Raw genomic sequence first — 13,479 nt, 5'->3', positions numbered from 1 at the left:
TTGGATACTCTATTTAGAAAAAGACCCGTTCGTTATCCGCTAGTCGTCTTATCATTATTAGCAGCCATTAGCATTATTATTTTTGTGATGAACTATCCGCTAATCGGTTCGATTTACGGCGTAGTTGCGATTATTGCGTTATCTATCGCATTTAAAGCAGAAAAAGAAGCGTATGAACAAACGGAGAAGCATATTGAACAATTGTCTTATCGTCTAAAGGAAGTCGGTGAGGAAGCGTTTATGGAAATGCCAATTGGTGTATTGGTCGTAAATGATCAGCATCAAGTAGAATGGGCGAATCCATTTATGCAACGTGTCATGCAAGTCGATACGCTCGTCGGAATGGAAATTTTTACGATCTCAGATGAATTAGAAGCGTTAATTCGTCATGAAGATTTGAATGAAGTGACAGTGACGTTGCAAAATCGTCAATACCAAACGATTTATAAAAGAGAAGAAAAGATTTTGTATTTCTTTGATATTACTGAACAAGTAGAAATTGAAGAACTGTATTACGATGATCGTACAGTCGTCGGAATTTTATTCATCGATAATTTTGATGAAGTTACCGACAACATGGACGACCAACATCGAAGCCAGGCAAGTGCACTCGTGACATCGCTCGTGAATAAATGGGCAACGATGCACGATATTTTCTTGAAACGTACGTCGAATGATCGCTTCATTGCGGTTATGAATGAATCGATTTTACAAAAACTTGAGAAAAAGAAATTTTCAATTTTAGATGATATTCGTGAAGAAACTGCTCAGCGCAGTTTACCATTAACACTAAGTATCGGCATCGGTGCAGGTTCACCTTCACTCGTTGAACTAGGCGAACTTGCGCAATCGAGTTTAGATTTAGTACTCGGTCGAGGTGGGGATCAAGTAGCGATTAAACAGCCAGATGGGAAAGTAAAATTTTATGGCGGTAAAACGAATCCTGTTGAAAAACGTACACGCGTACGTGCGCGTGTCATTTCACATGCTTTACGTGATTTAATTCAAGATAGTGATCAAGTATTCGTTATGGGGCATCGTATGCCGGATATGGATGCAATTGGCGCATCAATTGGTGTACGTAAAATGGCTGATATGAATGGCATTAACGGTTATGTCGTTATGGATTTCGACAATATTGACAACAGTATTAATCGTTTGATGCAAGTCGTGCGCGAAAAATCGGATTTATATGATAAGTTTTTAACACCTGAGGATGCGTTAGAGCGCATTACTAAAAAATCGTTACTCGTTATCATTGATACGCATAAACCTTCTATGACGATTGATGAACGCCTTTTAAGTCGTACAGATAAGGTCGTTGTTATTGACCACCATCGTCGAGGAGAAGAATTCGTGAAAAGTCCGATGCTCGTTTATATGGAACCGTATGCTTCATCAACAGCCGAACTCGTAACGGAGCTGTTAGAATATCAACCGAAAAATGACAAACTGACGATGTTAGAAGCAACAGCATTGTTAGCGGGGATTATCGTTGACACGAAAAGTTTTACACTTCGTACAGGGGCTCGTACATTTGAAGCAGCGTCTTATTTACGAACGAACGGTGCTGATACCGTACTCGTACAAAATATGTTAAAAGAAGATATGGACACGTATATTACGCGTTCTAAAATTGTAGAAACAGCAGAAATTGTACACGATACGATTGCAATCGCACATGGTGAAGCAACGAAGGTGTATAATTCTGTATTAATCGCTCAAACAGCAGATATATTATTAACGATGCAAAAAATATCTGCTTCTTTCGTAGTTGCACATCGAGCAGATGGACGCGTCGGTATTTCCGCCCGTTCACTAGGGGACTTGAACGTCCAGCTCGTTATGGAAAAACTCGGCGGTGGCGGACACTTAACGAATGCTGCTTGCCAGTTAGAAGTAGATACGATTGGTCAAGCGATTGATCAATTAAAAGTAGCGATTAATGATGTAATAGAAGGGAGTTCAAAATGATGAAAGTTATTTTCTTAGAAGATGTTAAAGGTAAAGGTAAAAAAGGTGAAGTGAAAGAGGTTTCTGACGGTTACGCCCGTAACGTTTTATTGAAACAAAAGAAAGCAGTAGAAGCAACAGCTGCTGAACTACAAAAATTAAACAACAACAATAAACGCGCAGAAGCAAATGCTGCAAAAGAACTTGCTGATGCAAAAAAATTGAAAGAAACGATGGAAAAACTAACAGTTGAACTAACTGCAAAACTTGGTAAAGATGGTCGTTTATTCGGTTCAATTACATCAAAACAAATTGCTGAACAACTACAAAAAGATCACGGTATTAAAATTGATAAACGCAAAATGGATTTAAAAGATGCGATTCGCACATTAGGTGTTACGAACGTGAATGTAAAATTACATCATGAAGTAACAGCTGTTCTTAAAGTACACGTTGCGGAAGAAGCGTAAGGAGAGACGCATATGAACGATCCAATGGACCGCGTCATGCCACACAACCAAGAAGCGGAGCAATCTGTTATTGGTGCTATCTTCTTGGATCCACAAGCGCTCGTGACGGCTTCAGAGTTATTAGTGCCGGAAGATTTTTATCATTCTGCACATAAAATTATTTTTGAAACGATGCTAACGTTAAATGACCAACGTAAAGCGATTGATATCGTTACGGTTGCTGAAGAATTATCGAATAAAAATTTATTAGATGATGTCGGCGGTGTGACGTATATTACGGAAGTTGCGAGTATCGTACCGACAGCGGCAAATGTCGTATTTTATGCAAACATTGTCGCTGAAAAATCAGTACTTCGTCGCTTAATTCGCACAGCTACGAAAATTGTGGAAGATGGGTATACACGCGAAGATGAAGTTGCAGACTTACTTGGCGAAGCTGAAAAGCAAATCATGGAAGTCGCAAGTCGCAAAAATTCTACCGACTTTAAGCATATTAAAGGTGTATTAGTTGAAACGTACGATCACGTAGAACAACTACAAAATCGTAAAGGTGATGTAACTGGTATCCCGACAGGATTCCGTGACTTGGATCGTCTTACAGCAGGGTTTCAACGTGGTGATTTAATTATTGTTGCTGCCCGTCCATCTGTCGGTAAAACGGCATTTGCGTTAAATGTTGCGCAAGCTGTCGGAACGAAAACAACGGAAAATGTAGCCATCTTCTCTCTGGAAATGGGTGCAGAACAACTTGTAATGCGTATGCTTTGTGCGGAAGGAAATATCGATGCACAAGTGCTACGTACTGGCGCATTGACAGCAGAGGATTGGAGTAAATTAACGCTTGCGATGGGAACATTATCACGAGCAGGTATTTACATTGACGATTCAGCTGGTATTCGTGTAAATGATATACGAGCAAAATGTCGTCGTCTGAAACAAGAAAATGGATTAGGCATGATTTTAATCGATTACCTACAATTAATTCAAGGTCCAGGTAAATCAGGTCAAAATCGTCAACAAGAAGTATCGGATATTTCTCGTTCACTTAAAGCGTTAGCTCGTGAATTGGAAGTACCTGTAATTGCCCTATCTCAGCTATCTCGTGGTGTAGAACAACGTCAAGATAAGCGTCCAATGATGAGTGATTTACGAGAATCTGGTTCAATTGAGCAAGATGCCGATATCGTTGCCTTCTTATATCGTGAAGATTATTACGATAAAGAAACAGAAGATGCCAATACGATTGAAATTATAGTAGCAAAACAACGTAACGGTCCAACTGATACAGTTAAATTAGCTTTCAAAAAAGAATTTAATAAATTTGTTAGCGTAGATTGGTCCCAACAGGCACCAGCTGCAGATTACTAAAAAACAACCTGAAACACGAACAATGATGTCAGACCTTGATATCTTGTTCGTGTTTTTTCGTGTTTTTGGTTGACTAATGGAAATATCGTTGTTACAATAAGTCTGTTTGAATCAGGGCATACAAAAATTGCCTGACGGAGGTGCTGATCATATGACATCAGTTGTAGTAGTAGGAACACAATGGGGAGACGAAGGTAAAGGTAAAATTACCGACTTCCTTTCTAAAGAAGCGGACTCAATTGCTCGTTACTCAGGTGGCGACAATGCGGGCCATACAATTCAGTTTAAAGGCGAAACTTATAAATTACACTTGATCCCATCAGGTATTTTCTATAGTGAAAAATCTTCAGTAATGGGTAATGGTATGGTTATCAACCCAGAATCTTTAGTAAAAGAATTAAAAGGTCTTCAAGATCGCGGTGTAGATACTTCTAACTTACGCATTTCTAATCGTGCACATGTTATTCTTCCTTACCACGTTTACCAAGACAAAGTAGACGAAGAATCTCGTGGTGATGCTAAAATCGGCACAACATGCAAAGGTATCGGACCATGTTACACAGATAAAGTGCAACGTATCGGTATTCGTATTGCAGATCTTTTAGATAAAGAAGTGTTTGAACAAAAACTTCGCTCTAACTTAGAAATGAAAAACCGTTTATTCACGAAATTCTATGAAGTAGAAGGCTTAAACTTTGACGACATTTTCGAAAAATTTTATGCATACGGTCAAGAAATCGCGAAATACGTTACAGATACATCTAAAGAATTAAATGATGTAATCGATAACGGAGGTAAAGTGTTATTCGAAGGTGCACAAGGCGTATTACTAGACGTCGACCACGGTACGTATCCATACGTAACTTCTTCTAACCCAGTAGCGGGTGGAGTTACAACTGGTACAGGTATTGGACCTTCTGCTGTTACACGTGTAATTGGTGTTTCAAAAGCATACACATCTCGTGTAGGTGATGGCCCATTCCCTACTGAATTATTTGATGAAGTAGGTCACCAAATTCGTGAAGTTGGCCGTGAATATGGTACGACAACAGGTCGTCCACGTCGTGTTGGCTGGTTCGACTCAGTAGTCGTTCGCCACTCTCGTCGTGTGTCAGGTATTACGGATTTAGCATTGAATTCAATCGACGTGTTAACAGGTCTTGATACAGTGAAAATTTGTGTTGCTTATGACTATAACGGTCAACGCATTACAGAATATCCTGCAAACCTACACATCATTGAACAATGTAAACCAATTTATGAAGAGCTTCCTGGTTGGGAAGAAGATATTACAGGTGTACGTCGTCTAGAGGATCTTCCAGAAAACGCTCGTAACTATGTGAAACGTGTTAGTGAATTAACAGGTATTAGCATTGCGACTTTCTCTGTAGGTCCAGACCGTGACCAAACGAACGTATTAGTAGACGTTTGGGATAACTAGTCTACACAGACAATCTTGATAATATGATTGCAATTGTTTAAAAATTCCTCTATTATCGAATTATAACGATCGGTACTATTGCTCCCATCATTTATTTGATGAAGAGCGTTTCAACATATCTTTGAAATAACGTACAAAATAATTGCAGAAAAAGACGTTCGCTCGGCAAAGGCGAACGTCTTTTTTAGTTATTGCAACAATAAAAGGCTTATGTGACTTTTATTTTTCAAGTTCATTACAATGTGTCAAAATCAGTAAACTAGCCACTTTATTTGTGATACGTTAGAATAAAAGAATGGTATATTACAGTTTTATGCTATAAACACGAAAATATTTTCATTTAATATACAACTTTATTGCGAAAGGAAGAATGAATTTGGAAAAGACAATTTTAGTAGTAGACGATGAGAAACCGATTGCAGACATACTGCAATTTAACTTAATTAAAGAGGGCTACAAAGTCGTATGTGCATATGACGGGGAAGAAGCACTTGAAAAAGTAGAAGAAGTACAACCAGACTTAATGTTATTAGACATCATGTTACCGAAACGCGACGGCATGGAAGTATGTCGTGAAGTACGTAAAAAATACGATATTCCAATTATTATGTTAACAGCGAAAGATTCAGAGATTGATAAAGTATTAGGTCTCGAATTAGGTGCGGACGATTATGTGACGAAACCATTTAGTACACGTGAATTAATCGCACGTGTGAAAGCGAATATGCGCCGTCATCAAACTGTGGCTCAACCAGAAGAAGTAGAGGAAAGTAACGATATCGTAGTCGGTTCATTAACGATTCAACCAGATGCTTATTTAGTATTAAAACGTGATGAAACGATTGAATTAACACATCGTGAATTTGAATTACTACATTATTTAGCACGTCACATCGGGCAAGTAATGACACGTGAACATTTACTTCAAACAGTTTGGGGTTATGATTATTTTGGAGATGTTCGTACAGTAGACGTAACGATTCGTCGTTTGCGTGAAAAAATTGAAGACAATCCAAGTCACCCGGCATGGATCGTGACACGTCGTGGTGTCGGTTACTATTTAAGAAACCCTGAACAGGAGTAAAATACGATGCAAAAAGTGAGATTTTTAAAATCGGTACAAATGAAAATAGTATTAATTTACATGCTATTAATTATCATTGCGATGCAAATTATGGGTCTCTACTTTGCGAATAAACTAGAAGCAACATTAATCAATAACTTTGAAACGTCTATTTCACAGCGCTTAAAAATCGCTGAATTTAGCGTGAAAGAAGAAATGAAAAAAACGAATAACGAAAATGATTCCACACTTGAAGACAATCTCCGCAGCATCATTGGGGGATTGTCTTCCAATGATATTACGGAAGTTCGTGTAATTGATGTACGCTCTAGAATACTCGCAACGAGTGACGAAAATAATCAAAGTAGTGTTGGGCAACGTTCGAATGATTCACTCGTTCAACAGACGCTTACGACAGCTTCACAAGTCGATAAGATTGCGTTAGACGATGAAACGCGTAAACGTGTCTGGGTCGTCGCAAAACCGATTCAAGCGGGCGATAAGACGCTCGGAGCTATTTATGTGAAGGCGAATATTGAATCCGTTTTTGATCAAATGAGTTCAATCAATAAAATTTTAGCAGCAGGTACAGCACTTGCCCTATTAATTACGATGGTATTAGGTGTATTTATTTCGAAAACGATTACGAAACCTATCTCAGATATGCGACGCCAAGCACAGGCGATGGCAAAAGGAAATTATTCACGTAAAGTAAAAGTTTACGGAGATGACGAAATTGGTCAGTTAGCCGTTGCCTTTAACCATTTAACGAATCGTTTGCAAGAAGCGCAGTCAACGACAGAAGGGGAGCGACGCAAATTAGCATCCGTTTTAGCGAATATGACAGATGGCGTTATTGCGACAGACCGTAAAGGGAAAATTATGGTCATTAACACACCTGCACAAAACTTACTCGGTAGTGAACAGAGTGAGATGATGGGGCGTTCGTTAACGACCGTATTAGGCGTCGACGATGAGTATACGTTTGAAGATTTGATTCATATGAAAGAGTCGATTAATTTAGATTTCAGTAAGCAAGAGCAGCCGTATATTTGGCGCGCGACGTTTTCTGTTATTCAAAAGGAAACGGGCTTTGTAAATGGTTTAATTACGGTACTGCATGATATTACAGAACAAGAAAAAATCGATATGGAACGTCGTGATTTCGTTTCGAACGTATCGCATGAATTACGTACGCCATTAACGACGATGCGCAGCTACTTAGAAGCGTTGTCGGACGGAGCGATTAATGAGCCGGAACTTGGAAAGCAATTTTTAAGTGTGGCACAAACGGAAACAGAAAGAATGATTCGTCTCGTGACGGATTTACTACAATTGTCTCGTATGGATAGTCGCGAGTATGAACTAAATACGGATTTTGTTGATTTCATTAAGTTTTTCAACCGTATTATCGATCGGTTTGAAATGGCTAAATCAAAAGAAATCACGTTTAAACGTTCGTTACCTACGACGCCGCTTTACGTAGAAATCGATACGGACAAAGTGACGCAAGTCATCGATAATATTATTTCGAATGCCCAAAAATATTCACCAGATGGTGGGAGCATTCGCTTTACGGTAACGGCAAATGATGGCGAGTTGCTCGTTGAAATTAAAGATACCGGAATGGGCATTCCACGTGAACAAGTTGATCGTATTTTTGATCGATTTTATCGTGTAGACCGTGCCCGCGCTCGTTCTATGGGTGGTACAGGACTTGGTCTCGCTATTTCCCGAGAAATGATTATGGCACATAACGGTCGTATTTGGGCAGAAAGTGTTGAAGGGAAAGGGACATCTGTCTTCTTCACACTGCCATATGATGTGGATATTGAGGACGGTGAGTGGGATTGAAATATATAGAACAAATTAAGACGGTCGTTTTATTCGTTCTCGTTATTTTAAGCGTCACGTTAACATTCTCAATTTGGTCATATCGCCCAAGTTACGATACGATTGAAAAACCAAAAACGGTTGATATTGTGATGGACGATAAAAAAATACGGAAGAAATTATTAAGCCGTATAAATTAATCGGCTTTAGCGATCGTACGTATTACGGAACGACAAATAATGATGCGATTGAAGATGTGTACAATACGTTTAAACACGCGAAGTTATCTAATATTATGATGTTAGATGAGCAAGCATCTTCTAAAAAGCTACAACAATTAGTTACATCACAAGATAGTTTGACACTTTTATTCCCGGATGAAGTATCGCTATCTATTTTCCAAAGTATTTTGCCAACAACGAATAAAAAAGTGCCGGGAATAAACTTTACGCGGATGACGATTGCATTGGATGAAGCGAAAGAAAATAAAGTGGATGTGTATTTAGCGTCAGAAACGACGAAAGATTTATATAAAGCAAAAATTCGTCTAGATGATGCGAAGCAATATATTAAGCATCAACTAAAGGAAATTGATCAATATGATCGTTATGAAAAGTATGTAACGACGAAAAATCGTTCAATTTACGTACCTGAAAACAATCCAAGTATTGCGACACAACAATATTTTTCACGTAATGTGAGTGGGAAAGTAGACGACTTTAAAAATGCGTTGTTTACGAATCCTAAAATTGTGAAGCTGAGTCAAAATCGTCAAAGTAACGTCGATAAGTATTCGGATGATCGTTCGGTCATGACAGTTTTCAAAAACTTTTATACGTTGAGTTTCTCGAACATGCTTGGAGAAGAAGAGACACGTATTTCAAAATCGCATTTGATGGCGAATACGATTGGATTTATTAATGAACACGGTGGCTATACGAATGATTATCGTTATAAATCAGTCGATTACGTGAACCAAAAAGTAGCGTATCAACTGTTTATGTCTGGATTACCTGTCGAGCCTGCTAATAAGGCGATGATGACAGAAATCGACGTGAAGTGGGAAAGTGGAAAAGTTTCGACGTACACACGTCCGTATTATGAACTTGAAAACATTCCGACAGATGAAGAGAAAAATAGTGTGAAACTACAAACGGCACCAGCAATTTTACAAGCACTTGAAAGCCAAAATCCAAAAGTTACAATCGTCGACCTTCGACTTGGCTATCGTATGACATCTGAGGAGCGGGGGACGTCAGCTGTCGTCTTTACATTAACGCCAAATTGGTATTATAAAGTGAAAGAAGAATGGATTGAAGTGCCTACAAGTATTAGTACGGTAGGAGGTGCAGCTAGTGGATTGGAATAAGACGAAGACGATTTTTATTGTCGTGTTTTCTATATTAAATGTTTTCTTATATTCGATGTATGTGAATAGCTACAATGAGTCGAAGAAGTTAGATGTCATCGGCCAAACGAACATTGACGATGAATTGAAAGTAGCGCATATTAAAATTGCAGACTTACCGACGACAGTTGAAAATACGTCCTACATTTCGGGCAAAACGAAATTGTTTAGTGCGCAAGATACAGTCGGCTTAGCGGCTAATCAAACGTTTCAATTTAGCCCGTCGAAACTCGTATTAACGAGTAAAATTAGCATTCCGTATCAATTGGAAAATGTTGATTCAGAACATTTAACAGAGTTCGTACAAAGTTATGCACCAATGGGGAAAGAATATAAGCTTTTCACAATCGATGAAAAATCGCGCGTCGCAACATTTTTCCAAATGGCGAACAAACAAACGATTTTTTACAATGAAAGTGCCTATATTAAAGTGAAATGGGATGCTAACAAACAAATAACAAGTTATGAACAAACCGCTTTCAAAAATCTTAAAAGCTTCGGTGAAGAAAGCACGCTCGTAACACCGAATCAAGCGGTTAAAACATTGTTTAAAAAAGGCTACCTACCAGAATATTCTCGTGTTACGAAAGCAGAACTTGGTTATTCTACACTCGTTCCATTAACGGAAACACGCGTACTATCACCTACATGGCGCATTCACGTAGAAGTGCCAAAAAATGATAAAATGGTAAGTGAAGATATGTTTATCAACGCTGTCGATGGACAATACATCGACGTATCCGAAAATAAAGAGGCATTAGAAGCGAAGTAAGGAGTCTTAAACGATGAAGTTTAGTGTATTAGCTAGTGGTAGTACGGGGAATTCGATTTACGTCGAGAATGAAGATCACGCGTTTATCGTTGATGCAGGATTGACGGGCAAAAAAATGGAAGCTCTTTTTGCTCAAATTGATCGTGAAGTGAAACAATTGAGCGGTATTCTTGTTACGCATGAGCATTCAGATCATATTAAAGGTGTTGGGGTACTTGCACGCAAGTACAACATTCCTATTTTTGCGAATGCTAAAACGTGGCAGGCGATGGATTCATTAATCGGCAATGTACCGCTTGAACAACGATTCGAATGGCAAATGGATGAAGTGAAAAACTTTGGGACGATGGATATTCAATCATTTGGCGTGTCTCATGATGCGGCTGATCCGATGTTCTACACTTTCCATGAAGATGGTCGTAAACTCGTTGTAATGACGGATACAGGCTATGTGAGTGACCGTATGAAAGGAATGATTTCTGCTGCGGATGCATACGTGTTTGAAAGTAATCATGACGTGAGTATGTTGCAAATGGGACCGTATCCTTGGAAAATTAAACGTCGTATTTTAAGTGATGTCGGTCACGTAAGTAACGAAGATGCGGCAGTTGCCATGAGCGAAGTCATAGCAGAGAAAGAAACACAAATTTACTTAGCGCATTTAAGTAAAGATAATAATATGAAAGATTTAGCACGCATGAGCGTTTCACAAACGTTGCAATCATGTGGTATTATGCCAGGTGAATTTTTACATTTACACGATACAGATGCAGAAAAATCAACACCTCTTGTGCTCGTTTAAAACCTCCTTATTAAGGAGGTTTTTTTTATTCCAATTTGGAAATAATAATATTGGTGCCATTTTTATGTTAATTTTTAACCGATTTTCATCTAATTTTCATGTTCAAGTATTACAGTAATAATAAGAATATAATAGGAGGTAAGTACAATGAGCATTTATGATAATGAAAAACCATCACAATCAGACCAACAGCAATACGAACAACCGATACCACCCTCTAAACGAAATAAAGGGAAAAGCAAGTTAGGTTATTTTTTAAGCGCGTTAATCGGTGTAATCGTCGGAGCATTACTCGTTTGGCTCATCGTACCGAATAATTTAAATAACGATACAGCAGGCTCAACAACAACGACACAAGTTATGAAATCAGATCCTGTTAAAGTATCCACAGACATATCCACAGCGACAACAGAAGCTGTCGATAAAGTAGATGATGCGGTTGTTGGTGTCGTCAACTTACAAAAATCCCAACAAGATTTATGGGGCTCATTCGGTAATAGAGGAAACCGAGGAAATCAAACATCTTCAAAAGAAGCTGTAACTGAAGAAGCGGGGACAGGTTCTGGGGTTATTTATAAAAAAGATGGCAATCAAGCGTACATCGTAACGAACAATCACGTAGTCGAAGATGCAGATGAATTAGAAGTAAGACTAGCAGATGGAACAAAAGCCGATGCGAAATTAGTTGGCACTGACATTTGGACGGATTTAGCAGTCATTTCAATTTCAAGTAAAGACGTAAAAACAGTCGCAACATTCGGGGATTCTTCATCTCTTAAAAAAGGTGAATCGGTTATGGCAATCGGGAATCCACTCGGTTTAGATTATTATGGCTCTGTTACAACAGGTGTTATTTCAGGTTTAGATCGCTCAGTACCGGTAGATTTAAATTCTGACGGTACAGCAGATTGGAATGCAGAAGTACTTCAAACAGATGCAGCGATTAACCCAGGGAACTCAGGTGGCGCGCTCGTGAATTTAGCGGGACAAGTGATTGGTATTAACTCAATGAAAATTTCAGATAGCCAAGAATCAGTAGAAGGAATTGGCTTCGCTATTCCGAGCGATACGGCCGTTCCAATCATTGAACAATTAGAGAAAAATGGGAAAGTAGAACGTCCATCACTTGGCGTTACATTAGCCGACTTAGCTGACGTACCAAGTTACTATCAACAAAGCGAATTAAACTTATCAGCAGACGTAACGGAAGGCGTCGTTATTACAGGCGTAGAAAAAGGTACAGCAGCAAGTAAAGCAGGTCTTGAAAAATATGATGTGATTGTTGAACTAGACGGTAAAAAAGTAGAAAATGCGATTGGTTTACGCAAAGTGTTATACAACGACAAAAAAGTTGGAGATACACTGAAAATTAAAGCGTATCGTAACGGGGAAATAATTAATAAAACTGTTACATTAACGAGTACACTTACAAATGAAAGTTAATCCCATCATGTGGATAACTTAGTGGATAAACGGTGGATAGATGAGGCGAACTTTGCTTTTCTATCCACTTTTTGTTTGCTACAATGAGGAAGATTAGAAAAAACATAAAAACATATTTAAAGGAGACTGTCAATGAAAATTTTTAGCTGTGAAGAGCATGTAGGGCACGCCCTAGACATGTTTGTAGCCCTTGAGAAGGATTTTCCAATTATGGATCGTTTGCAAGAAAACGAACAAAATAACGAAAAATGTGAGTATTGTGCAGAACAAGCGACATATATTGTGGCGAACAAATGACCTCCTACAACATATAGGGGTATCTGTGGATAACTTTCAGAAAACTGTGGATAACTCAGAAAATTAGCAAAAAAATAGGAGGAACCAATTGTGAGTATAACGTTAATTTCTGTTGGGAAATTAAAAGAGAAATATTTAAAGATGGGCATTGAAGAATACGTTAAACGCTTAAATGGCTATACGAAAATTGATTTAATCGAAGTGCCAGATGAAAAGGCACCAGAACAATTAAGCGATGCCGAAATGGAAATTGTAAAGAAAAAAGAAGGGGAACGTATTTTAGCGAAAATCCCTCAAGACGCATACGTGATGGCACTCGCAATCAATGGAAAAATGCGTACGTCTGAACAACTTTCAAAAGACATCGAAAATTGTATGACGTACGGTCATAGTAAAATCGTTTTTGTCATCGGCGGATCACTCGGTCTTCACGACGACGTCATTAAACGTGCAAATGATTTATTATCATTCGGTAAAATGACCTTGCCGCATCAGTTGATGAAACTCGTACTCGTTGAACAAGTGTACCGCAGTTTTAGAATTATGAAGAATGAACCGTATCATAAGTAAGTGCGTAAAAAAACGTTGAGATAGAGGCTCAACGTTTTTTTTATTTATTTAAATTTAAA

Annotated in this window: 13 protein-coding genes; all 13 read left to right on the top strand. The window is 38.5% G+C overall.

What is annotated here, in order from left to right:
• The 13 genes from KSHG_RS13995 to rlmH all read left to right on the top strand — a co-directional run bounded on the left by KSHG_RS13995 (position 1) and on the right by rlmH (position 13,420).
• Positions 1-1,974: a DHH family phosphoesterase gene (locus KSHG_RS13995; protein WP_010308269.1), complete on the top strand. Its 1,974-nt coding sequence runs from the start codon at positions 1-3 to the stop codon at positions 1,972-1,974.
• On the top strand, positions 1,974-2,423 hold the full coding sequence (gene rplI / locus KSHG_RS13990; protein ID WP_010308267.1) for a 50S ribosomal protein L9: 450 nt from the start codon (positions 1,974-1,976) through the stop codon (positions 2,421-2,423). Before KSHG_RS13995 ends, rplI begins: the two co-directional genes overlap by 1 nt.
• Before the next feature lie 12 nt (positions 2,424-2,435).
• A complete protein-coding gene (dnaB, locus tag KSHG_RS13985; protein WP_010308265.1) occupies positions 2,436-3,791 on the top strand; it encodes a replicative DNA helicase in 1,356 nt (451 codons plus the stop codon).
• Between the two features lie 151 nt (positions 3,792-3,942).
• Positions 3,943-5,232 carry an adenylosuccinate synthase gene (locus tag KSHG_RS13980; protein ID WP_010308263.1) on the top strand — a complete coding sequence of 430 codons (1,290 nt, stop codon included), beginning with the start codon at positions 3,943-3,945 and terminating at the stop codon, positions 5,230-5,232.
• A 376-nt stretch (positions 5,233-5,608) separates the two neighbouring features.
• Positions 5,609-6,316 (top strand): response regulator YycF, encoded by a 708-nt coding sequence (gene yycF, locus KSHG_RS13975; RefSeq protein WP_010308260.1) that lies wholly within the window; start codon positions 5,609-5,611, stop codon positions 6,314-6,316.
• A 6-nt stretch (positions 6,317-6,322) separates the two neighbouring features.
• Positions 6,323-8,149: a cell wall metabolism sensor histidine kinase WalK gene (walK, locus tag KSHG_RS13970; protein ID WP_010308256.1), complete on the top strand. Its 1,827-nt coding sequence runs from the start codon at positions 6,323-6,325 to the stop codon at positions 8,147-8,149.
• A complete protein-coding gene (gene yycH, locus KSHG_RS19025; RefSeq protein ID WP_010308254.1) occupies positions 8,146-8,328 on the top strand; it encodes a two-component system activity regulator YycH in 183 nt (60 codons plus the stop codon). Before walK ends, yycH begins: the two co-directional genes overlap by 4 nt.
• Positions 8,307-9,497, top strand: a complete 1,191-nt coding sequence (locus tag KSHG_RS13960) for a YycH family regulatory protein (protein WP_147630555.1) — start codon at positions 8,307-8,309, stop codon at positions 9,495-9,497. Before yycH ends, KSHG_RS13960 begins: the two co-directional genes overlap by 22 nt.
• Positions 9,484-10,308 (top strand): two-component system regulatory protein YycI, encoded by an 825-nt coding sequence (locus tag KSHG_RS13955; RefSeq protein WP_010308247.1) that lies wholly within the window; start codon positions 9,484-9,486, stop codon positions 10,306-10,308. The genes KSHG_RS13960 and KSHG_RS13955 overlap by 14 nt, the downstream gene beginning before the upstream one ends.
• 13 nt (positions 10,309-10,321) lie before the next feature.
• Entirely contained in the window at positions 10,322-11,110 is a 789-nt protein-coding gene (locus tag KSHG_RS13950) for an MBL fold metallo-hydrolase (protein WP_010308244.1), read from the top strand.
• A 147-nt stretch (positions 11,111-11,257) separates the two neighbouring features.
• Positions 11,258-12,553, top strand: coding sequence for a S1C family serine protease (locus KSHG_RS13945; RefSeq protein ID WP_010308239.1), 1,296 nt, complete (start codon positions 11,258-11,260; stop codon positions 12,551-12,553).
• Positions 12,554-12,685: 132 nt separating this feature from the next.
• On the top strand, positions 12,686-12,850 hold the full coding sequence (locus KSHG_RS17810) for a CxxH/CxxC protein (protein WP_010308235.1): 165 nt from the start codon (positions 12,686-12,688) through the stop codon (positions 12,848-12,850).
• Positions 12,851-12,940: 90 nt separating this feature from the next.
• The gene (gene rlmH / locus KSHG_RS13935; RefSeq protein ID WP_010308230.1) at positions 12,941-13,420 is read left to right on the top strand and encodes a 23S rRNA (pseudouridine(1915)-N(3))-methyltransferase RlmH; all 480 of its coding nucleotides are present in this window, start codon (positions 12,941-12,943) and stop codon (positions 13,418-13,420) included.
• The last annotated feature ends 59 nt before the right edge of the window (positions 13,421-13,479 follow it).

It is taken from the genome of Kurthia senegalensis (assembly GCF_000285595.1).
GTDB lineage: Bacteria > Bacillota > Bacilli > Bacillales_A > Planococcaceae > Kurthia > Kurthia senegalensis.
Note: the sequence above shows the minus strand (reverse complement) of the source record. Positions and strands in the feature narration are given on the sequence as shown.